At 31.0% G+C, this 22,862-nt stretch carries 21 protein-coding genes and 1 tRNA gene; 9 read left to right on the top strand and 13 right to left on the bottom strand.

Features of this window, described 5'->3' with window-relative positions; all coding sequences use genetic code 11:
- The first annotated feature begins 38 nt into the window (after positions 1-38).
- The 3 genes from DUT90_RS04065 to DUT90_RS04055 all read left to right on the top strand — a co-directional run bounded on the left by DUT90_RS04065 (position 39) and on the right by DUT90_RS04055 (position 6,600).
- Positions 39-1,976, top strand: coding sequence for an alpha-1,4-glucan--maltose-1-phosphate maltosyltransferase (locus tag DUT90_RS04065; RefSeq protein WP_114425607.1), 1,938 nt, complete (start codon positions 39-41; stop codon positions 1,974-1,976).
- A gap of 49 nt (positions 1,977-2,025) precedes the next feature.
- Positions 2,026-3,933 carry a 1,4-alpha-glucan branching protein GlgB gene (glgB, locus tag DUT90_RS04060; RefSeq protein ID WP_114425605.1) on the top strand — a complete coding sequence of 636 codons (1,908 nt, stop codon included), beginning with the start codon at positions 2,026-2,028 and terminating at the stop codon, positions 3,931-3,933.
- A 261-nt stretch (positions 3,934-4,194) separates the two neighbouring features.
- Positions 4,195-6,600 carry a glycoside hydrolase family 31 protein gene (locus DUT90_RS04055; RefSeq protein WP_114425603.1) on the top strand — a complete coding sequence of 802 codons (2,406 nt, stop codon included), beginning with the start codon at positions 4,195-4,197 and terminating at the stop codon, positions 6,598-6,600.
- Between the two features lie 502 nt (positions 6,601-7,102).
- On the opposite strand, the gene prfA is transcribed toward DUT90_RS04055, so the two are convergent.
- Positions 7,103-8,179, bottom strand: a complete 1,077-nt coding sequence (gene prfA, locus DUT90_RS04050) for a peptide chain release factor 1 (protein ID WP_114425601.1) — start codon at positions 8,177-8,179, stop codon at positions 7,103-7,105.
- Positions 8,180-8,285: 106 nt separating this feature from the next.
- On the opposite strand from prfA, the gene DUT90_RS04045 reads away from it, so the two are divergent.
- Positions 8,286-8,684, top strand: a complete 399-nt coding sequence (locus DUT90_RS04045) for a hypothetical protein (protein ID WP_114425599.1) — start codon at positions 8,286-8,288, stop codon at positions 8,682-8,684.
- Positions 8,685-9,089: 405 nt separating this feature from the next.
- Here DUT90_RS04045 and DUT90_RS04040 read toward each other — a convergent pair whose 3' ends face one another.
- Positions 9,090-10,268, bottom strand: coding sequence for an AIR synthase related protein (locus DUT90_RS04040; protein ID WP_114425597.1), 1,179 nt, complete (start codon positions 10,266-10,268; stop codon positions 9,090-9,092).
- 72 nt (positions 10,269-10,340) lie between these two features.
- On the bottom strand, positions 10,341-12,524 hold the full coding sequence (locus DUT90_RS04035) for a glutamine synthetase III (RefSeq protein ID WP_114425595.1): 2,184 nt from the start codon (positions 12,522-12,524) through the stop codon (positions 10,341-10,343).
- Between the two features lie 170 nt (positions 12,525-12,694).
- On the opposite strand from DUT90_RS04035, the gene DUT90_RS04030 reads away from it, so the two are divergent.
- Positions 12,695-13,705, top strand: coding sequence for a glutamine synthetase beta-grasp domain-containing protein (locus DUT90_RS04030; protein ID WP_114425593.1), 1,011 nt, complete (start codon positions 12,695-12,697; stop codon positions 13,703-13,705).
- 65 nt (positions 13,706-13,770) lie between these two features.
- Here the strand turns inward: DUT90_RS04030 and DUT90_RS04025 are convergent, their stop codons facing one another.
- Positions 13,771-14,703: a calcium/sodium antiporter gene (locus tag DUT90_RS04025; protein ID WP_114425591.1), complete on the bottom strand. Its 933-nt coding sequence runs from the start codon at positions 14,701-14,703 to the stop codon at positions 13,771-13,773.
- A 449-nt stretch (positions 14,704-15,152) separates the two neighbouring features.
- Here DUT90_RS04025 and DUT90_RS04020 point away from each other — a divergent pair, with 449 nt between their 5' ends.
- The 3 genes from DUT90_RS04020 to DUT90_RS04010 all read left to right on the top strand — a co-directional run bounded on the left by DUT90_RS04020 (position 15,153) and on the right by DUT90_RS04010 (position 17,091).
- Entirely contained in the window at positions 15,153-16,490 is a 1,338-nt protein-coding gene (locus tag DUT90_RS04020; RefSeq protein WP_114425589.1) for an SPFH domain-containing protein, read from the top strand.
- A gap of 237 nt (positions 16,491-16,727) precedes the next feature.
- The gene (locus DUT90_RS04015) at positions 16,728-16,958 is read left to right on the top strand and encodes a putative signal transducing protein (RefSeq protein ID WP_114425587.1); all 231 of its coding nucleotides are present in this window, start codon (positions 16,728-16,730) and stop codon (positions 16,956-16,958) included.
- 59 nt (positions 16,959-17,017) lie between these two features.
- Positions 17,018-17,091 (top strand) — tRNA-Arg (locus DUT90_RS04010).
- A 117-nt stretch (positions 17,092-17,208) separates the two neighbouring features.
- Here DUT90_RS04010 and DUT90_RS13330 read toward each other — a convergent pair.
- From DUT90_RS13330 to DUT90_RS03985, 6 genes are all read right to left on the bottom strand, one after another.
- Complete coding sequence (locus tag DUT90_RS13330; protein WP_181858140.1) at positions 17,209-17,352, bottom strand: hypothetical protein; 144 nt, start codon at positions 17,350-17,352, stop codon at positions 17,209-17,211.
- 145 nt (positions 17,353-17,497) lie between these two features.
- Positions 17,498-17,770: a hypothetical protein gene (locus tag DUT90_RS04005; RefSeq protein ID WP_114425585.1), complete on the bottom strand. Its 273-nt coding sequence runs from the start codon at positions 17,768-17,770 to the stop codon at positions 17,498-17,500.
- Between the two features lie 3 nt (positions 17,771-17,773).
- The gene (locus tag DUT90_RS04000) at positions 17,774-18,049 is read right to left on the bottom strand and encodes an ATP-dependent Clp protease adaptor ClpS (RefSeq protein WP_114425583.1); all 276 of its coding nucleotides are present in this window, start codon (positions 18,047-18,049) and stop codon (positions 17,774-17,776) included.
- A 23-nt stretch (positions 18,050-18,072) separates the two neighbouring features.
- Positions 18,073-18,909 carry a 50S ribosomal protein L11 methyltransferase gene (prmA, locus tag DUT90_RS03995; protein ID WP_114425661.1) on the bottom strand — a complete coding sequence of 279 codons (837 nt, stop codon included), beginning with the start codon at positions 18,907-18,909 and terminating at the stop codon, positions 18,073-18,075.
- Between the two features lie 72 nt (positions 18,910-18,981).
- Positions 18,982-19,740, bottom strand: coding sequence for a triose-phosphate isomerase (gene tpiA, locus DUT90_RS03990; RefSeq protein ID WP_114425581.1), 759 nt, complete (start codon positions 19,738-19,740; stop codon positions 18,982-18,984).
- Positions 19,741-19,854: 114 nt separating this feature from the next.
- Positions 19,855-20,349, bottom strand: a complete 495-nt coding sequence (locus DUT90_RS03985; RefSeq protein ID WP_114425579.1) for a TlpA disulfide reductase family protein — start codon at positions 20,347-20,349, stop codon at positions 19,855-19,857.
- Between the two features lie 103 nt (positions 20,350-20,452).
- On the opposite strand from DUT90_RS03985, the gene pyrF reads away from it, so the two are divergent.
- Entirely contained in the window at positions 20,453-21,265 is an 813-nt protein-coding gene (gene pyrF / locus DUT90_RS03980; RefSeq protein WP_114425577.1) for an orotidine-5'-phosphate decarboxylase, read from the top strand.
- 56 nt (positions 21,266-21,321) lie between these two features.
- Here pyrF and DUT90_RS03975 read toward each other — a convergent pair whose 3' ends face one another.
- From DUT90_RS03975 to DUT90_RS03970, 3 genes are read right to left on the bottom strand one after another with little or no spacing between them, the layout of a single operon-like run.
- Complete coding sequence (locus tag DUT90_RS03975; RefSeq protein WP_114425575.1) at positions 21,322-22,032, bottom strand: DUF4197 domain-containing protein; 711 nt, start codon at positions 22,030-22,032, stop codon at positions 21,322-21,324.
- Between the two features lie 48 nt (positions 22,033-22,080).
- A complete protein-coding gene (locus tag DUT90_RS13325; protein ID WP_181858139.1) occupies positions 22,081-22,245 on the bottom strand; it encodes a DUF5522 domain-containing protein in 165 nt (54 codons plus the stop codon).
- Positions 22,246-22,304: 59 nt separating this feature from the next.
- Complete coding sequence (locus DUT90_RS03970; RefSeq protein ID WP_114425573.1) at positions 22,305-22,847, bottom strand: DUF4136 domain-containing protein; 543 nt, start codon at positions 22,845-22,847, stop codon at positions 22,305-22,307.
- Between the last annotated feature and the right edge of the window lie 15 nt (positions 22,848-22,862).

Raw genomic sequence — 22,862 nt, 5'->3', positions numbered from 1 at the left:
ACCCTTTTGTTTTATTTTCAAAAAAACGAATCAAACTAATGCTAAATCAAAGTAGAATAGTAGTAGAAAATGTAACTCCTCAACTTAATTGTGGAAAAGTATATATTAAGAGAGTTGTAGATGAAATTGTAAATGTAACAGCAGACGTTTTAATAGATGGACATGATGTACTTCAAGCTTCCCTTCATTTTAAACAAGAAAATGATAACAGTTGGACAGAACTTAGAATGAATCCAACTTTTAATGATGAGTATGTTGCCATCTTTCAAACTACAAAACAAGGTTTCTATTCATATAAAGTAGAAGGTTGGGTAGACTACGCTCTAAATTGGCAACATGGTATAGGGCGCAAAATTGACGACTATCAACACGTAAATTCTGAACTATTAGAAGGCGCAGAACTTTTAGAGAAAATAGTAAAAAGAGTTTCTGAAAAAGAAAAAGACTATTTATTACATCTAATCTATATTTTTAAGAATCCTGAGACATACAACGAAGCTATTAAAGAAGCTGTTTCTGAAAAACTAAAAAATATTTTTATCAAATATCCTGAAAAAATTAACACTTCAACTTCAGAAGAATATCAGGTTTATGTTGATAGAAAAAAAGCAAGATTTTCTACTTGGTATGAATTTTTTCCAAGATCATCATCAGAAGAAAAAGGCAAACACGGTACTTTTAATGATTGCCATCGACTACTATCTAGAATTGCTACTATGGGTTTTGATATCTTATACTTTCCACCTATTCATCCTATTGGTGAAGTAAACAGAAAGGGAAAAAACAACACAACCACAGCACAAAACGGTGATGTTGGATCTGCTTGGGGTATTGGTTCTAAATACGGTGGTCATAAAGATATTCATCTAGAACTTGGAAATATAGAAGACTTTAAACACCTTATTGTAGAAGCTAAAAAACAAGGTATAGAAATAGCAATGGATTACGCTTTACAAGCAGCACCAGATCATCCTTGGGTTACACAACATCCAGATTGGTTTAAATGGAGACCAGATGGTACTGTTCAATATGCAGAAAATCCGCCAAAAAAATACCAAGACATTCTTCCAATTTATTGGGAAAACAAAGATTATAAAAATCTTTGGCAAGAATGTTTAGATACTTTATTGTATTGGATAGATTGCGGAATCAATATTTTTAGAGTGGATAATCCGCATACAAAACCTTATTACTTTTGGGGTTGGCTTATTGGTGAAGTAAAAAAACAACATCCTGATGTTCTATTTTTAGCAGAAGCTTTTACCAGACCAAAAGTTATGGCACAATTGGCTAAACAAGGTTATACTCAATCTTACACCTATTTTACATGGAGAGATTCTAAACACGAGTTGATTGAATATATGAACAATTTAACTCAAACAGAACAGAAAGAATACATGAGGCCAAATTTTTGGCCAAATACTCCAGATATTAATCCTTTTCATTTACAAGATGCTCCAGAAAGTAAATACCTACAACGCTATGCTTTAGCTGCAACTCTTTGTTCTAACATTGGTATTTATGGACCTGTTTTTGAACAAATGATTAGTGAACCTATTCATGGGAAAGAGGAGTATTATATGTCTGAAAAATTTCAACTTTGCCATTATGATTGGTTTAAAGAGAATAAAGTAACTACTTTAATTTCTAAGATCAACCATATTAGAAAAGAAAACGAGAGTTACCAACAAACCAATAATATCAAGTTTTTAGAGACAGGAAATGATCAACTTTTAGCTTTTTACAAATGGAATGATAATAAATCTAACGAAACCTTAACTGTAATAAGTTTAGATGCTTGGAATTCTCAAACAGGCTCTGTACAACTACCTTTAAATGATTTAGGTATTCATCATGGACATAAAGTAGAAGTCGTAGATTTGATTACAAAAAACAGCTATAATTGGTATAATGAATGGAATTATGTACAGCTGGACGCATCACTACCTTTTCATATTTTTAAAATCTACAAATAAAATACGTATGTTTTAAGTTTTACTCATAAACATTTATAACAAATACAGTATGGCATATACAAAAGTACATAGTCTTTTTACAGAATTTGATATTAACCTTTTTCAGGCAGGAAAACACTATCGCCTTTATGAAAAATTTGGATCTCATATAACCACATTAGATGGTGAAAAAGGAACTTATTTTGCGGTTTGGGCACCAACAGCTAAAATGGTTTCTGTTATTGGTGATTTTAATTTTTGGCTAGCAGGAGAACATCAATTAAACGTACGTTGGGATGGAAGTGGAATCTGGGAAGGTTTTATTCCTGGAGTTGCAAAAGGTGCCATTTACAAATATAAAATTCAAAGTAACAATAACGACGTTATTACAGAAAAAGCAGATCCTTTTGCTAGAAGATGCGAGCATCCACCCAAAACAGCTTCTGAAGTTTGGGAAGATGATTACGAATGGCAGGATAAAAAATGGATGAAAAACAGAAAAAAGAACAATGCCTTAGATGCACCTTTTTCTGTTTATGAAGTTCACTTAGGTTCTTGGAAAAAACAAGTAGAAGAAAATAGATTTCTAAGCTACAGAGAACTGGCTAATGAATTGGTTAATTATGTTAATGAAATGAATTTTACACATGTAGAGTTTATGCCAATTATGGAGTATCCTTATGACCCTAGTTGGGGTTATCAATTAACAGGATATTTTGCACCTACCTCGCGTTTTGGTTACCCTGATGAGTTCAAATATTTAGTAGATAAATTTCATGAAAAAGGTATCGGAGTCTTGCTAGATTGGGTTCCTTCTCATTTTCCTTCTGATGATCATGGTTTAGGTTTCTTTGATGGATCTCACCTCTATGAACACCCAGATAGAAGAAAAGGATACCACCAAGATTGGAAAAGTTTAATTTTTAATTACGGTAGAAATGAAATCAAATCTTTTTTAATTAGTAATGCACTATTTTGGTTAGACAAATACCATGCAGATGGTTTACGTGTAGATGCTGTTGCCTCTATGCTGTTTTTAGATTACTCTAGAAAAGAAGGACAATGGGAGCCAAACGAATTTGGAGGAAGAGAAAATTTAGATGCCATGCGTTTTATAAAAGAAATGAATGCTGCTGTTTATGAAAACTACCCAGATACACAAACAATTGCAGAAGAATCTACCTCTTTTCCGCAAGTTTCTAGACCTATATATTCTGGCGGATTAGGTTTTGGTATGAAATGGATGATGGGATGGATGCATGATGCTTTAGAATATTTTGCTAAAGAACCTATTTATAGAAAACACCATCAAAACGACTTAACGTTTAGTCTCAATTATGCCTTTACTGAAAACTTTATGCTACCACTTTCTCATGATGAAGTAGTTTATGGTAAAAAAGCAATTGTAGATAAAATGCCTGGTGATGAATGGCAAAAGTTTGGAAACTTAAGAATGTTATACAGCTTTATGTATACACACCCTGGAGCCAAATTATTGTTTCAAGGAGGTGAATTTGGACAAACTAAAGAATGGAATTTTCAAGGCAGTTTAGATTGGCATTTATTACAATATGATGTTCATAAAGGAGCACAAAACCTGGTAAAAGATTTAAATAAATTATACAAAAAAGAGCCTGCTTTACATCAAAAACAATTTTCTCCTGAAGGATTTGAGTGGATAGACCACGGCGATCATGAAAACTCAGTGCTTTCTTACATTAGAAAAGGTGAAAAAGAAACTCAAAATGTCATTGTAATTTTAAATTTAACACCTGTGCCTAGAGAAAACTATAGGGTAGGTTTTCCAAAACCTGGAACATTACAAGAAATTTTTAATAGTGATTGTAAAGAATACAACGGAACAGGTAACTATAAAAACACCAATGTAATTACAGAAGCCAAAGAATGGAATGGAAGAATTAATTCAATAGAAATAGATTTACCCCCATTAGCAATGGTAGCCTTTAAATACAAATAAATCAACCAAATACCTCTTTTATTAATTTGACTATCAAAATAACAATAAAGGAGGTATATTTTTTTATACTTCTTAAAAAACGTTACCTATTTTAAGACATTAAAAATTCTTTCAAAACAATTCTCAATCTGCTTATTTTTAAATAAATAAGCAATATTTTTGTAATTAATCTAGACATGTATTTAAATGTATAGAATTTAAAATAAATGATTTTTAAGATCTATTTTACATTATATACAAGTCATATAAACAACCGAAATAATGATTGTTAATACAGAATTAGAACAAAAAGGAAATCTATTTCCTTCAGAAATCATCAACTATAAAAAAGACGTTGACACCTTATATTTTACTACAAAAAATAATGTTGTATTACAACTTACTGTTGTAAGAGATAGTGTTTTAAGATTTAGATACTCTACCACAGGAAAATTTGAAAACGACTTCTCTTACGGAATAACGATACACGCATCTAGAGGATATAATTTTTTGGAAGTTGAAGAGAAAGAAACAGAATATATCGTAACTACCTCAAAATTAATTTGTAAGGTTGAAAAAGCAAGCTTACAGGTTAGTTTATATGACGCAAAAGACAATGTCCTAATCAATCAAGACGAAATAGGTTTTCATTGGGAAGAAAGTTATCAATACGGAGGAGACATTGTCAAAATGAGTAAAATTTCTCAAAAAGCAGAAAGTTATTATGGTTTAGGTGACAAACCAGTAGACGTAAATTTAAAAGGAAAGCGTTTTGAAAATTGGGTAACAGACTCGTATGCATTTGGTAAAAATACGGATCCAATATATAAGGCAATTCCTTTTTACACTTCTATACACAACAATAAATCATATGGTATTTTCTTTGACAACACCTTTAAGACGCACTTTGACTTTGCTCAAGAAAGAAGAAATGTAACCAGTTTTTGGGCGTCTGGTGGTGAGATGAATTATTATTTTATCTATGGACCACAAATGTCTGATGTTGTTGCCAATTATACAGATTTAACAGGTAAACCTCATGCTTTACCTCCATTATGGGCATTAGGCTTTCATCAATGTAAATGGAGTTACTATCCAGAAAGCAATGTAAAAGAGGTAACCAAAACATTTAGAGATTTACAAATTCCTTGTGATGCAATCTACTTAGATATTGATTACATGGATGGTTTTAGATGTTTTACTTGGGATAAAAATTATTTTCCAGACCCTAAACGCATGGTCAAAGAATTAGAAGATGACGGTTTTAAAACGGTAGTTATTATTGACCCAGGAATAAAAATTGATTTAGAATATGATGTTTTTAAAGAAGCTCTAGATAAAGATTACTTCTGTAAAAGAGCAGATGGCCCTTATATGAAAGGTAAAGTTTGGCCTGGAGAATGTTATTTTCCAGATTACACAAGACCAGAAGTTAGAGAATGGTGGTCTGGTTTATTTCAAGAATTAATAGAAGAAATTGGAGTTAAAGGGGTTTGGAATGACATGAATGAACCTGCTGTAATGGATGTTCCTAACAAATCTTTTCCTGATGATGTTCGTCATGATTATGATGACAACCCTTGTTCTCATAGAAAAGCGCACAATGTTTATGGTATGCAAATGGCACGTGCAACTTATCATGGTTTAAAAAAATATTCTTATCCAAAACGTCCTTTTGTAATTACAAGAGCGGCTTATTCTGGTACACAACGTTATACCTCTACTTGGTTTGGAGATAATGTTGCTACTTGGGAGCATTTAGCAGTAGCAAATAACCAAGCGCAAAGAATGGCTATGTCTGGCTTTTCTTTTGCAGGTAGTGATATTGGTGGATTTGCAGAACAACCTCAAGGAGAATTATTTGCACGTTGGATTCAATTGGGTGTTTTTCATGTATTTTGTAGAGTGCATTCTTCTGGAGATCATGGAGACCAAGAACCTTGGGTATTTGGAGAAGAAATTACAAATATTGTTAGAAAGTTTGTAGAATTAAGATACCAATTATTACCTTATTTGTACACTGCTTTTTGGAATCATATTAATAATGGAACTCCAATTCTAAAATCATTAGTTCTTTTTGACCAAGAAGATTCTCAAACACATTACAGAAGCGACGAATTTGTTTATGGTGAACACATTTTAGTGTGCCCTATTCAAGAACCAAATTCTAAAGGAAGAAGAATGTACATTCCAAGAGGTAAATGGTACAACTTTTGGAATGATGAAGTTGTAGAAGGGGGAAAAGAAATTTGGGTAGACGCAGATTTAGACAGTATGCCTATATTTATTAAAGAAGGTGCTGTGATTCCTAAATACCCTGTTCAGCAATATGTAGGTGAAAAAGATTTTAATGAAATTACCTTAGACGTTTACTATAAAAAAGGTAAAGAAAAATCGCAACTTTTTGACGATGCTCATGATGGATACGATTACAAAAAAGGAAGATACAGCCTACGCACATTTAGTGTAACTGGTAAGAAAAACGAATTTATACTTCAACAACATAAACAAGGTAAATTTGATGCCAATTACAAAATGTTTAATGTTGTTTTTCATAACCTTCCTTTTGAAATCACTTCAATTCAAATAGACAATGTAGAAATTGATTTATCAAGCAGTAACGCTAATGAAACGAATTCTATAGTAATTGATAAAGAATTTACCGAATTACATTTATTTGGTAAATAACCAAAATATCACGGTTTTCAGTGATTATCTTCACTGAAAACCGTGAGCAAAAAAATACCCCATTAATGGGGATTGTGGGATTAAAAATACTCTCTTATATTTGAACTATAAGCAATCTTATCCCCAACATTATCATGTTAAAGATTTCTTAATATTTGTTTAACATAGAAAGCGATTAATTGGTCCCCCTAAACTTTAATCGCTTTTTTTATGCCTTAGAATTATTGATGTCTACCCAAAAACAGTGAATTTTCTCACGGTTTTCAGTGAAGTAAAAATTACCCCATTAATGGGTATTGTTTTGCTTTATAATCTGGTTTATCTTTGATGTGTAATCTCATACCCCAAATAAGACTTTTATATAGCAAGTGAGTTACTTTTTTTCTTAAGTCAAAAGCGATTAGAACCCCAATTTTAATCGCTTTTTCATTTTTAAAATTATCTAAATAAAAAAGACCTCAAAATCATAAAATTTTGAGGTCTTTTATTTTAGTTGTGGACACTAAATTCCGTCTCCTAATTCTTTTAATTTTTCTGTATTTTCTGCTAGCATTAATTCATCAATAATTTTCTGAATATCTCCGTTTACAATATTAGATAAATCATATAATGTTAAATTAATTCTATGGTCTGTTACACGACCTTGCGGATAATTATAAGTTCTAATCTTTGCACTTCTATCTCCAGAAGTTACCATAGATCCTCTTTTTGCTGCATCTGCTTCTTGTTTTTTTGCTAATTCTAAATCATACAAGCGAGAACGCAATACCTTGAACGCTTTTTCTTTGTTTTTGTGCTGAGATTTTTGGTCTTGACATTGTGCTACCAATCCTGTTGGAATGTGTGTTAAACGAACAGCAGAATACGTAGTATTTACAGATTGTCCTCCAGGACCAGAAGAACAGAAAAAATCTATTCGTACATCTTTTGGGTTAATTTCTACATCAAATTCTTCTGCCTCAGGAAAAACCATACATGTAGCAGCAGAAGTATGAACACGACCTTGTGTTTCTGTTTGCGGTACACGTTGTACACGATGCACACCTGCCTCAAACTTCAACGTTCCGTATACATCATTACCAGAAACTTCAAATTGTATTTCTTTAAACCCTCCGTTTGTTCCTTCAGAATAATCTACGGTAGATACTTTCCATCCTTTACTTTCACAATATTTGCTATACATTCTAAACAAATCTCCAGCAAAAATACTTGCTTCGTCTCCTCCTGTACCAGCACGCAATTCTACAACAGCGTTTTTAGAATCTTCTGGATCTTTCGGAATCAATAAAAATTTAATTTCCTCTTCAATCTCAGGTATTCTAGTGGTGGCTTCATCCATCTCCATCTTTGCCATTTCCACCATTTCTGCATCAGAACCATCAGAAATGATTTCTTTAGCTTCTTCAATATTATTCAATAAAGACTCATACTCATCGCCTTTCTTAACAACATCACCTAAATCTTTATATTCTTTACTTAATTGTGCATAACGTTTCTGATCCATGATAATTTCTGGCTGAATAATTAAATCAGAAACTTCATCATAACGCTGCTTTACAATTCTTAATTTATCTAACATCTGCTATCTTTTCTAAGAATGCGAATTTACAATTTTTATAACTATATTTAGAACAACCAAACTTTTTTTTATAAAACCACTTGTAATCATATCTTGTGTATTTGTATTGTTTTGTTGCACAAGAAATACTGAAAAAATTAAAAAAATTGATTTTTTAATAGGAAATTGGATACGTATAAATGAAAAAAAAGAAAACAAAACTTATGAAACTTGGAAAGAAGATTTAACAGGAATAGGATATACTTTACAAGATAAAGACACCACTTTTAAAGAGATTTTAAAAATTATTAGCCTTAACGACACATTATTCTTATCTGTAAGAGGGAATAATAAAAATATAACATTGTTTAAAATAACCTCACAAACAGATACTTCTTTTATCGCTGAAAATGCTAAAAACGAGTTTCCTAAAAAAATTTTGTACTACAAAGAAAACAACTTTTTAAAGGCGGAAGTTTCTATACCTGATTTTAAAGTTGATTTTATTTTTGAAAGCATAAAATAAAAGATATTTTAAATATTTAAAGAGTTCTTTATTTTTGTAGAAAATCATTCTAAGATAAACAATGGGAGTTGGCAGCTATTTTTAAAACTAAAGATGAGTGAGCTTTGGAGAACCTTTTATGAATGAATCATAATTGGCAGACATTAAAGAACAACTTAGCTCAAAACTCAATTTATTAGACTGCATGAAGAATAATTCAAGCAAACTGGCTAAATTATTGAGGACATTTTTTATGGCCGAATAACTTGTAATAAATAGATTTAGAATTCCAAAATGATTGTTTGACGTATAGACTGCTTAACAACAACATTTCAAGAAGTTTTGAAATTAATCATTGGATATCATCTACTTAACAAGAAATGAATGCTTAAAAACTACACTTATAATAAACAAAACGGAATTTGTCTAATACTCAAAAACTCCAAACTCGCTTTTAATAGTAAGTTTTTTATCTTCGGACTGCTCTACTTTTCCCACAATTTGAGCATCAACATTAAACGATCTAGAAATGGCAATAATATCTTCTGCAATATCAGCAGAAACATATAGTTCCATTCTATGTCCACAATTGAATACTTGATACATTTCTTTCCAATCAGTTTTAGATTGTTCTTGTATTAATTTAAACAAAGGTGGAATTGGAAATAAATTATCTTTTACAATATGTAAATTGTCTACAAAATGTAAAATTTTAGTTTGTGCACCACCAGAACAATGTATCATTCCGTGAACAGTTTCTGAATTGTATTTCGATAAAATTTCTTTAATAATTGGCGCATACGTTCTGGTTGGAGATAATACCAGTTTACCAGCATCTATTGGTGAATTTGTAACGACATCTGTTAATTTTGTATTTCCAGAATACACCAATTCTTTAGGAACTTCAGCATCAAAACTTTCTGGGTATTTCTCTGCTAAATACTTATGAAAAACATCATGTCTTGCAGAAGTTAATCCGTTAGACCCCATTCCTCCATTATATTCAGTTTCGTAAGTTGCTTGTCCAAAAGATGCTAAGCCTACAATGACATCACCTGCCTTTATATTTGCATTATCAATTACATCAGCACGTTTCATTCTAGCAGTTACAGTAGAATCTACAATAATTGTTCTTACCAAATCACCAACGTCTGCTGTTTCTCCACCAGTAGAATGTATGGTTACGCCAAAACCTTTTAAATCTTCAATCAGTTCTTCCGTTCCATTTATAATTGCAGACAAAACTTCTCCTGGAATTTTACTCTTGTTACGACCAATAGTAGAAGATAACATAATGTTATCTGTGGCACCAACACACAATAAATCATCAATATTCATAATTAATGCATCTTGTGCAATACCTTTCCAAACAGATATATCACCAGTTTCTTTCCAGTACATGTATGCTAAAGAAGACTTTGTTCCAGCACCATCAGCATGCATTATCAAACTATAATTTTCATCATTAGTTAAATAATCTGGTACAATTTTACAAAATGCTTTTGGGAATAGTCCTTTATCTATATTTTTAATTGCATTATGTACATCTTCTTTGGATGCAGATACTCCTCTTTGAGCGTATCTTTTAGAAACTTCTTGACTCATTACATTGTATTATGAGTTGCAAATTTAGTCTTTTACATAAAAAATCCTACCGTAAAGTAGGATGTTTTTAAATTACTTGATAAATAATAACTCTCTGTATTTAGTTAAAGGCCACAAATTATCATCAACCATAGTTTCTAATTGGTCGCAATGAAATCTTATTTTAGAGAAAAAAGGTTTAATTAGATAACTATAGTGTTCTGCTAATTTTAAACCCGTCTTTTTAGCCGCTTTAAGTCTTTCTCTTTCTAGTGCTATTACCAAAGCATTAATTTGAGTAATGTGATTAGAAATATTCATAATCAATTCTATTTGTTCTTTGGCAATTTTTTTATAATCCTCTCCAAAAATTTCTTTTAAGTTTTTAGTATTTTCTAAAAGCGTATTTTGATATATGATTGTCGTTGGCACCACATGGTTTCTTGCAATATCTACCAATACTCTAGACTCAATTTCTACTTTATTACTATAAGATTCTAAATCTATTTCGTAACGAGCTTCAACCTCTACTCTGCTCATTACTTTCATTTCTTCAAAAAGTGAAATTACTTTTTCAGAACTTTTAACTTTTAAAGCACCTGGTGTGGTTTTATTATTACTTAAACCACGTTTTTGAGCTTCTTTTTCCCATACCTCTCCATAACCATCACCCTCAAATCGTATAGGTTTTGAGTCTTTAATGTATTCTCTTAGAATATTAAAAACTGCTTCATCCTTTTTTAGTCCTTTTTTATCTATAAGAGCATCTACTTCTTTTTTAAATTCTTTTAATTGTTTGGCAACTATTGTATTTAAAACTGTCATGGGTATTGCACAATTTGTAGATGCTCCAACAGCTCTAAATTCGAACTTATTACCTGTAAAAGCAAATGGCGAAGTCCTATTTCTATCTGTATTATCTAATAAGATTTCTGGTATCTTCCCTATGATATTTAATTTTAAATCTGTTTTTTCTTTAGGTGATAATTTACCCTTTGTTACATTTTCTAACTCATCTAAGACCGCAGATAATTGACTACCAATAAATACCGAAATAATTGCAGGTGGTGCTTCGTTTGTACCCAATCTATGATTATTACTTGCAGTTGCTACAGAAGCTCTTAACAATTCTTCGTTATTATGCACTGCTTTTATGGTATTCACAAAAAAAGTTAAGAATTGTAGGTTTTTCATAGGTGTTTTTCCTGGACTTAACAAATTAGTCCCTTTGTCTGACGTTAAGGACCAATTGTTATGTTTACCTGAACCATTAATATCTTTAAAAGGTTTTTCATGAAAGAGTACTTTAAATTTATGTCTGCGAGATATTTTTTGCATCACATCCATCAATAAAGAGTTATGATCTACCGCTAAATTAGCTTCCTCAAAAATGGGTGCCACTTCAAATTGATTTGGTGCTACCTCGTTATGTCTTGTTTTTACAGGAATACCTAACAACATGCATTCTTGCTCTAGTTCTTGCATAAAGCTCATAGCTCTGGCAGGAATTGTACCAAAGTAATGATCTTCTAATTGCTGTCCTTTTGCTGGCATGTAGCCCAATAATGTTCTTCCTGTAAGTTGAATATCTGGTCTAGATAATGCCAAAGCATCATCAATTAAAAAAAACTCTTGTTCCCAACCTAATGTAGCATTTACCTTATTCGCATTTTTATCAAAATACCTACAAACCGCAGTTGCATGTGTATCTAGAGCCTGCAAAGACCTTAACAAAGGTGTTTTATTATCTAAAGCTTCTCCTGTGTAAGCAACAAAAATAGTTGGAATACAAAGTGTTGTTTCATAAACAAACGCCGGAGATGTAGGATCCCAAGCGGTATAACCTCTTGCTTCAAATGTATTTCTAATTCCTCCATGAGGAAAACTAGATGCATCTGGCTCTTGCTGAACTAGTTGCTTACCATCAAACTTTTCCATTGCTAGACTACCGTTTATAGATTCAAAAAAAGCATCATGCTTTTCTGCTGTAGCACCTGTAAGTGGCTGAAACCAATGCGTATAGTGTGTTGCTCCTTTAGCCATAGCCCAATCTTTCATGCTTACAGCAACTTGGTCTGCTATTTTTCTATCAATTTTAGTTCCATGTTCTATAGCACTCATTACACTTTCGTATGCTGCACGTGTAAGATACTGTTGCATAGCATATTTATTAAAGACATTTTGCCCAAAAAGAGTAGATCTTTTTTCTTTTTGAACCACTTTAACAGGCAATCTATGCAATGTTTCTTCTAAAGCATTAAATCTAATTCTTGACATATTATTAATTTTTACAGCTTATTTTTAATTTTAAACAAAGATACCCTTTCAAAATTAGGGATAAAATTATTTTTTAGTACTTTTTAATATTTAACCCCTCATTTTTTTGATATGTAGCTAAAATATTTGATTTTTGTATCACAAACATCACATAAACAATTATTTATATTATGGCAAAAATTAAATTAGAATACATCTGGTTAGATGGTTACAAACCAACCCAAAACCTTAGAAGTAAAACTAAAGTTGAGGAACATGAAGATTTTAAAGGTACGTTAGAAGAGTTAGGTAACTGGTCTTTTGATGGTTCGTCTACATTACAAGCAGAAGGAGGTTCTTCTGATTGTTTATTAGTTCCTGTAGCAATTTATCCAGATCCTGCACGTATTAATGGATACTTGGTGATGACTGAAGTTATGAATGCTGACGGTACTCCTCACGCAAGTAACGGAAGAGCTACAATTGATGATGATAATGATGATTTCTGGTTCGGTTTTGAACAAGAATATTTTATTATGGATTCTGAAACTAACTTACCTATAGGTTTCCCTCACCACGGATGGCAAGGTCAATACTACTGCTCTGTAGGAGGTAGAAATACTTTTGGAAGATCTTTAGTAGAAGAACATGCAGATTTATGTATTGAAGCTGGATTAAACTTTGAAGGAATCAACCAAGAGGTTGCCTGTGGACAATGGGAGTTTCAATTGTTTGCTAAAGGAGCAAAAAAAGCGGGTGATGAAATCTGGATTGCTAGATATTTATTACAACGTTTAACTGAAGATAAAGGAATGTACATCGAATATCACCCAAAACCATTAGGTGATACTGACTGGAACGGTTCTGGAATGCACGCAAACTTCTCTAACACAACATTAAGAACTTGTGGAGATAAAGATGTTTACGCTAAAATTTGTGAAGCTTTCCGTCCTGTAGTAGATGAGCACATTGCTGTTTACGGAGCGCATAACGAAGAACGTTTAACTGGTAAGCACGAAACTGCTGCAATAACAGATTTCTCTTGGGGAGTTTCTGATAGAGGAGCATCTATTCGTATTCCATTAATTGCTGTTGAAAAAGGTTATAAAGGATGGTTAGAAGACAGAAGACCTTCTTCAAACGGAGATCCTTACAAAATTGCAGCTCGTATTATAAAGACTGTAAACTCTGCGGAGCTATAGTAAACACTATAATTGAATAAATTGAAAAGGTTCGCATTTTGAAAATGCGAACCTTTTTTATTATCTTAAATTGTAATGTAGATAAATATTACATAAGCAATTAAGAGTACTATACCATCTTTCCAATTTAAGCGATAACTTCTTGGTAAAAATACTAAAGGAAGTATTGCAAATGATATAGATAACATCCAAAAAATATCATTGGTTAATAAACCTTTATCATTTAATGTTATAGGGGTTATTATAGAAGTTATGCCCAAGACGGCCAAAATATTAAAGATATTAGAGCCTATTAAATTTCCTAAAGAAATTGCTTTTTCCTTTTTGATAACAGCTATGATAGAAGCTGCCAATTCAGGTATACTTGTTCCTACTGAAATTACAGTAACTCCAACTACACGTTCGCTAACTCCAAATTCTTTAGCCAAAGCAGTAGCACCTGAAACCAATAGTTCTGATCCACCCCAAAGGCCAACACCACCAATAATTAAAAAAAACAAAATTTTTGATGTAGACAAAATCTCATCATCTTCTGGTAATTCGTCTAAGATTGCTGTCTTTTGAAAACGGAGTAAATACACCAAAAACACGATTAGAAGAGAAAATAAGAATATGCCTTCATAACGCACAATAACCTGATCTCCTGACAGAAAAAAATACAACAACATAGATGCAATCATCATTACAGGCCAATCTGTAGTATAAAAACTTTTTTGCACTTGCATACTCCCTAAAAGTAAAGTAATTCCTAAAACCAATCCAAGGTTTGCAATATTTGAGCCTATTACGTTTCCTAAAGCCAAATCTGGAGCTCCGCTTAATGCTGCATTTATACTAACTATTAATTCTGGTGCAGAAGTTGCAAAAGAAACTACTGTCATTCCTATTACAATTTTAGGAATATTTAGTTTTAAAGATAAGCCTACTGCCGATTTTAACAGCCAATTTCCGCCCAAAATTAACAATACTAAACCACCAATAATTAGTAAAAAATTCATCAATTTTAATTTTTAACGAAGATACGTTTTTATCACATTAGCACGAAACGAAAAAATAGAAAGGGTTATTTGGTATTATAAAAAAGATCATAATTGCTTTACTTTTATAAATTCTATCGCACCACTCCTTTACAACCTAACATATTTTTACTAAAAATAATTTATTAGTTTATTTATTAAACTTAATTTAAACTAATAATGTTACACATTAAAACCAAAATGTATTTATACGTTATAAATTATAAATCTATTTGATAAATATATTACATGTTTTTTGGAGATCAGATTTGAAGTATACTATATTGAAAAAACAATTTCGAAATTGACTAAAATTACTAACTTAAAAAAACCTAACTATTATGATTGTCATCTTATTGGATACCTTAAAAAAACTAATCGAATTTATAGTACACATCTTATTTTAATCAACTTTTAAAACTTTAAACGCTATGTTAACACTTATAGGAATTACATTAATTATTACAGGAATTACATTTTTTATTCTAAAAAATATATTAAAATCAAACACTTCTTTAAATTGGTTTACTACCAAAAGAAGTATACAAATACTGTTTTTAGGCATATTAATAAGTGCCTTAAATGGAATGTTTTTTTATGCTGATGCTGGTACTGCATACGCCGTACAATATTTATCTGGAGGAGATAAAATGATAACCACACAGGGATTAAAATTAAAATGGTGGGGAAGAATCATTCCGTTATCTTATGAAACTTCTATAAAAGATATTATTGTTGACGATCTAGCAGAATTACCTCAAAATGGACAAGGCATTTATAACAGAAAAGCCCAAAAATGGGAGTTTAGTGACGCCATAAAAGCAGAAATAAGTACATCTGTAATTGTAGGTGTAAATATAAATGATGAAGAAATTTTCTTGAATATGGCAGACAGAAATAAAAGTGAAGCTAAACTAATATTTGGAAGAGTTATGCCCAACATTGATGCTGCTATAAAAAACACTTGTAAATTGATGGATGCACAAGATTATATTTCTGGTCAAGCATCTGATTTTGATAGATATTTTAGAGATCAGTTAGAAAATGGAATGTATCAAGTAGAACAATATTATGAGTCTGAAAATTCGAATGAAATTTTAGGTGATACAACCACAGTAAGAAAAATAAATGTTGGGAAATCTAGCAAACAGAAAAAGTTTAGAATAAAAAAAGATGCAGACGGAAACATTGTAAGAGACAATTCTAATACCTTAAAACAATATGGTCTTAAAATCTATCAAGCTCAAGTAACTGGTATTGATTGGGAGTCTTCTTTTGACGAGCGTTTAGATTTGCAAAAAAATGAAGTAGCACAAACACAATTAGAAAAACAGCAAGCTGAGCGCGAATATTATAGAGCTAAAAAAGAAGTTGCTAAAGGTGAATCTGAAAAAGCAAAAGAAAGGGCTCGATTAGAAAAAATTCAAATTCAGCAAACCATCGAAGCTGAAACTGCTGCAAAAGTTGCTGGGTTTAACTTAATTAAAGAAAAAAAACAATTTGAAGTTGAGCAATTTAAGGCCAAAAGCAAAAAAGTAGCTGCAGATGCACAGTACTATGAAAATGCAAAACTAGTAAGTGCGGGTCTAACCCCTCAAGAAAGAGCAGAATGGGAATATAAAACTGCAGTTGGTGTTGCAGGCCAAATAAAAGATTTAAAATTACCAAACACCTATGTAACTGGTAGTAAAAACGGCAACAACGATAACCTTTTAAACTCTTTAATTGGAGCAGATTTAGCTAAGAGAATGATGTCTGAGAAAAAGTAACTTGGTTCACAAACAACTCATTCAACTATAGAATGAGTTGTTATTTTTGGTAAATTTGATTGATAATTTACGACTAATGAAAAAATAGTTTTTTAAAACGTTTGCTAAGATTAATAAATTTATCTTACCTCTTTTAAAAAAAGGCAAGATATTACTAAAGTTTCCAAAATTCAGTTATTAATTATAAAATAGAAAGCTTATGTAACTTTAAATTCACTTGATTAAAAAACAAAAATTATGACAACAGCACACATTAAAATATTTTCAGGATCCTCTATTATTGTTAAAGGTTTACAGAACTTATTAGAAGACAAGAATATAAACTATATTATCAAAGACAAATTTGAATCTGCTCGGTTAGCGGGTTTTGGAGAACAAATGAATTCTGTAGAATTACATGTATTAAACTCAGACCTAGAAAAAGCTCAACTTATAGTAGACACTTACAAAGCAGAAATAAATTCATAAAAATTAGCAATTGCCTTTTGAATTCAAAAAAATGATTTTATATTTGCACCCGATTTTACGGCCACGTGGCGCAACTGAATAGCGCACTTGATTACGGCTCAAGAGGTTATAGGTTTGAATCCTATCGTGGTCACAAAAACTCATCTTTTTTTAGGTGAGTTTTTTTTTATAATATTTTTAATGCCTTAATAATAAAAAGTCCTTAAGCAAATGCTTAAGGACTTTCGTCTAACCAAACTTAGTATAAAAACTAACTACTACTATTATTATTAATTTTTTTAAATCCTAAAAATATACCTAACGCAAACAGAACACCTGTTAATCCATCTATTGGCAAACCAGGAGGAGGAGGTGGTGGTACTGGTGGTGGTACAACTTGTGTATAACCTGCCATTGGTAACACTAGTAGAATTAAAATTATTATTTTTTTAGTCACTTTTGTATCTATTTCTATTATTATGACTCATTATTTCTCTTAAAGTCACTACAAATGAATAAAAATTATACGTTATTTTAGATTGTTTTCGGTGAACGGTAGTTTAATAAAGGTATTGCTTAATCATTAGTCGATGTTTGGGATTACTCTTATCGTAATCCTCTACCAACAATTCTAATATTTCTGGAGAGTTTATACCTACCTCTTTTTCATTTTTATACTTAGAGACAAACAAAGTATAAGTATCTTCTTTTTTTTCAAAAATTAAGAAATGTGTAGAATTTAACTCTGTAAAAGCTATTAGATTACCAGAAAACACTTTTGATTTGTCTGTAAAAAAATCAGAAAATTCATAGTACTTTAAAACGTTTTCCATCAATTATACCAATTCAGCAGAGAGCCCTAATTGTAATAGTTTAGAACATCTAGGTTCTAAGTCTCTATACTCTCCAGATTTTACAGTACATTTACCTTTATAATGTACCAAAATAGTACATTGTTCTGCTTGTTCTAAAGTATGATCACAAACATCAATTAAAGATTCAATTACAAAATCGAAAGTATTTACATCATCATTGTGTAACACTATTTCATGTTGATGTGTTTCTTGTTCTAAGACATCAACCTCTTCTTGAATTTTTTCTTTTGTACTCATATGACAAAAATAATGAATATATTTTACTCTTTATTATACTTTAAGGCTACCCAATTGTTACGCTTTATGTGGCTTTCTAATTTTAAATTGAATTTAGAAACTTCTTTATCTATAATTGGAATATCTTCTTTGTAAAATCCACTTAACAAAAGTACTCCGTTATTATGTAAACAATTGGTGTAAATTTCCATATCCATCAATAAGATATTTCTATTTATATTAGCTATGATGACATCATATTTTTTTTGGTTTAACAATGACGAATCACCTTCATAAACTGAGATATGCTTACAATTATTGCGTGCTACATTCTCTAAAGAATTGAGATAGCACCAATTATCAATATCTATCGCGTCTATTGGTTTTGCTCCTTTCAATTCGGAAAAAATTGCTAAAATTCCTGTTCCACACCCCATGTCTAATACTTTTTTATCTGTCAATTCTAAATGTAACAGATGCTGTACCATCATATGTGTAGTTTCATGATGTCCTGTACCAAAACTCATTTTGGGTTCTATTACAATATCATATTTTAGATTTGGATTTTGATGAAAAGGAGCCCTAATGCTTACCAAATCATCAACTTGTATAGGTGAAAAATTTTTTTCCCACTCTGCATTCCAATTGGTTTGTGCAACTTCTTTTACAGAATGATTTATGGTAAACTCTTCTGATTGTATTATAAATATACTTTCTAATATATGCTCACTCCAATCTTCTTTTTGAATGTATGCCGTAACTCCACCATCAGTTTCTACAAAACTTTCAAAACCTATATTACCCAGTTCTGCAATCAAAATTTCAGTTGCAGGTTCTTTCGGGGTTATTATAAAATCGTATTCTATATATATATTATCCATAAAATTAGTCCATAAAAAAGCATCAAGATAAATACCTTGATGCAAATTTATTATTTAAAAAAGACAACGCTATTATATTGCCTTAATTATTGCTGTAAAATCTTCTACTTTTAAAGCAGCTCCTCCTATTAAACCACCATCTACGTCTGGTTTAGAAAAAATTTCTTCTGCATTGGCCGGTTTTACACTTCCACCGTATAATATAGAAACGGTATCTGCTACTGATGCATTGTATTGTTTTTCTATAATACTTCTAATAAAAGCATGCATTTCTTGTGCTTGTTCTGGACTTGCTGTTTCACCTGTACCTATTGCCCAAACTGGTTCATATGCTAAGACAATGCTTTTCCAAGCGGTTGCTTCTAAATGGAATAAGGCATTTTTTAATTGACGCTCTACTATAGAAAAATGATTATTAGACTTTCTGTCTTCCAACAATTCTCCAAAACAGAAAATTGTTTCTAAATCATTTTCTAAAATTGCGTCTACTTTAGCTGCCAGAGTTTCATCTGTCTCATTAAAATAGGTTCTTCTTTCTGAATGCCCTAAAATAACGGTTTTAATGTCTATAGCTTTTAGCATATCTGCAGAAATTTCACCTGTGTAAGCTCCGTTTTTTGCTTGGTGCATATTTTGAGCTACTACTTCTATTTTAGAATCTTTTGCTACTTTTACAGATGATGAAAGGTTTACAAAAGTTGGTGCAACAATTACTCTAGTGTTTTTTAACGATTCTTTTTTAATCGCTTTTTTTAAACTCTTTATTAATGCTTTACTTTCTTTCTTATCATTATTCATTTTCCAGTTACCTGCAACTATCTTTGTTCTCATAATTTTATTTTTAACCCTTTTTTAGGGTAAATTTTACTTAATTTAAAGGATGTAAATTTAAGAAATGGAAATCAAAAAAAAGGAGGTTTGGTAAATAGTTACTAAAACGTTTTATTAACTATTTTTAAGAACCTTTTCAATATTTTTATCAGATGCTTTTGTAGCTTTAAATAATGTTATTTTGCCGTTTTCATCAATTACAACGTATCTAGGAATCCAACTTACATTTAAAAAATCTACCAAAGCTCCTTTTTTCATTCCCTTAGGTAAATTGTAATGTTCTCCTTTAATTTGATAATGTTGAATTCCTCTTTTCCAAGAATTTACATTGGTATCTACAGACAAGAACAAATAAGTTACTTCAGGAAATTTACGCTGTAATTCTTTAAGTTGAGGCAAACCTCTTATACAATCTCTACACCAAGATGCCCAAACATCAATTACTATTTTTTTGCCTTTGTATTGCTCTAAGACCTGCTGAAAAGAATATTTTTTATGAGATACATCGTACAATGTATCTTGTAAAGCTTCTGTAGAAAATTGAGTTGGTTTTTCAAAATTACAACTGGTCATTATAAAAAATAATACTATTGCTATTTTTTTTACCATAAGGTGATTTTTTTGTTTTGTCTTTTTAAAATTAGATTACTTACAAGAAGAAAGTGTTACTCATCACAAAAATAATTACTTTTGCGTAACTTTTAGAAAATAGATGACAACACAAGAACTTATATCTCAAATTCGACAAAAAAAATCATTTTTATGTATTGGACTAGATGTGGATTTAAACAAAATTCCGCCACATCTTTTAGATACTGAAGACCCAATTTTTGAGTTTAACAAAGCCATTATAGACGCTACTCATAACTTATGTGTTGCTTACAAACCTAATACAGCTTTTTATGAAGCTTATGGCTTAATAGGTTGGAGATCTTTAGAAAAAACCATTGCATACTTAAATACAAAGTATCCAGAAATTTTTACAATTGCTGATGCAAAACGTGGAGATATTGGCAACACCTCTACTATGTATGCTAAGGCATTTTTTGAAGATTTAGCTTTTGATTCTGTTACCGTTGCTCCTTATATGGGTAAAGATTCTATTGAACCTTTTTTGGCGTTTAAGAACAAGCATACGATAATGTTAGCACTTACTTCTAACGAGGGTGCTTTTGATTTTCAGACAAAAAAAGTAACGGATAAAGAATTGTACAAGCAAGTTTTAGAAACCTCTAAACATTGGAAAAACTCTGAAAACTTGATGTATGTTGTTGGAGCTACAAAAGCAGAATACTTTAAAGAAATTAGAAACATTGTTCCTGATTCTTTTTTATTAGTTCCAGGAGTTGGCGCTCAAGGTGGTAATTTGCAAGATGTTTGTAAATATGGTTTATCAAACAACATTGGTTTACTTATCAATTCTTCTAGAGGAATTATTTATGCCTCTAAAGAAATTGATTTTGCTGAAAAATCTGCTTTAAAAGCTAAAGAATTACAACTAGAAATGGCTACGATTTTAAAATAAGAAAAAAAAAGAGCCTGTATCATTTTGATACAGGCTCTTTTTTTTATAAGATTCATTTACTTTTTATCTTGTAAAGCAAAAACTTGTTTTAATAAAGGAGTATCACGTAAACCTACTTTTTCACGAATTCCTTTTTCTTCTACAGCTATCATTGTAAATACACCTTGCAATGCTTGATTTGTAACATACTGAGTTAAGTCTGGATTTACTTTATTAACAAAAGGAATACTATTGTATCTGTTAATTAAATTACTCCAAATTTTATCTGCTCCTACTTTTGAAAAAGAATTTTGAATTACAGGACTAAAACTTGCATATAAATTTTCTGTAGTTTTAGATTTTAAATATGTTGTTGCTGCATTTTGATTTCCTAGCAAAATATCTTTTGCATCATTAAATGTAATTTCTTTAACAGCATCTACAAAAATTGGTGTTGCCGTTTTTACCGCATCTTCTGCAGCTCTATTTAAACCTTTAATTCCTTCGTCTGCTAATTTACCTAAACCAATATTTCTAAGCCCTTTGTCTACTTTTTGTAATTCTTCTGGTAATAGTATTTTTACTAAACTATTTTTATAAAAACCATCTTTTGTCGTTAATTTAGTAACTTGGTGTTCTATACCATTATTTAATGCCTCTCTTAATCCTTTACCTATTTGATCTTGAGTTAATGCACCTCCATTAGGTAAATTGTTTACTACTTTTTGCAACTCTGCACATCCTGCAAATTGTATTGCCACCACTAAAATTAAAATTCTTTTTATCATAATTATCTGTTATACTTTTTAGAAACAAACTACCCAAAAAAGTCACCTTTATATAAAGGAGTCTGTTTTTTTATCATATCCATAAGGGCAATGTTTACAACCACTTTTACAGCAATACCCTCTTTTAAAGTGATATTTTTCTGTAAAAACCTTATATCCTTGTTCGTTTACATAAAAATCTCCCGCTTCTAAGGGTGTTTTTTGGTTATACATACTGCAAAAATATTACTTTAATTCATAAAAAAAGCGTTCTAATGAACGCTTTTTTTGTTTTACTTTTTTTGTTCTGGGGGAAACCTATCTATAATTTCTTTAACGAATTCTTTTATCCTCGCTTCTTTTTTCTCTTTACTTTGAAGACGAAGAGCACCACTTCCTACACCTTGCCAAATCAATTCTTTTTTTTCTTTGTCTATAAAATCTATAAATAATGTTCCTTCTGTATATTGGCTTACGTTAACATTATTAATACCACCACCAAACCAAGGGTTAAAGCCCCAGCCCCAACCAAATCCAATATTGTTATTCTGATTTACATCTACTCGTTCTCTAGATTTTGTGAAAATACCAACTAGCATATCTGGTTTTTCAGATTTTACCATACCCATTGCTGTAAGTTCAGACTCTATGGCTCTTAAAATTCTTTTTTTATCTAAATCAGAAATTTCTGCCTTATCTATTTCTGGTTTGTAAAAAGCAAAGGTTTTGTATTTGCTAAAATCTATTTTGTCATCATAATCTGTAAAAACTTGTAATGAGTTACATGAAGAGAATACAAGAAGAGAGATTAGTGATATTAAAAATATGTTTTTCATGATAAATGTTTTAAT

This window comes from Polaribacter sp. WD7 (assembly GCF_003335085.1).
Lineage (GTDB): Bacteria > Bacteroidota > Bacteroidia > Flavobacteriales > Flavobacteriaceae > Polaribacter.
The sequence above is the reverse complement of the archived record's forward strand: the minus strand, read 5'-3'. Positions and strand labels throughout refer to the sequence as shown.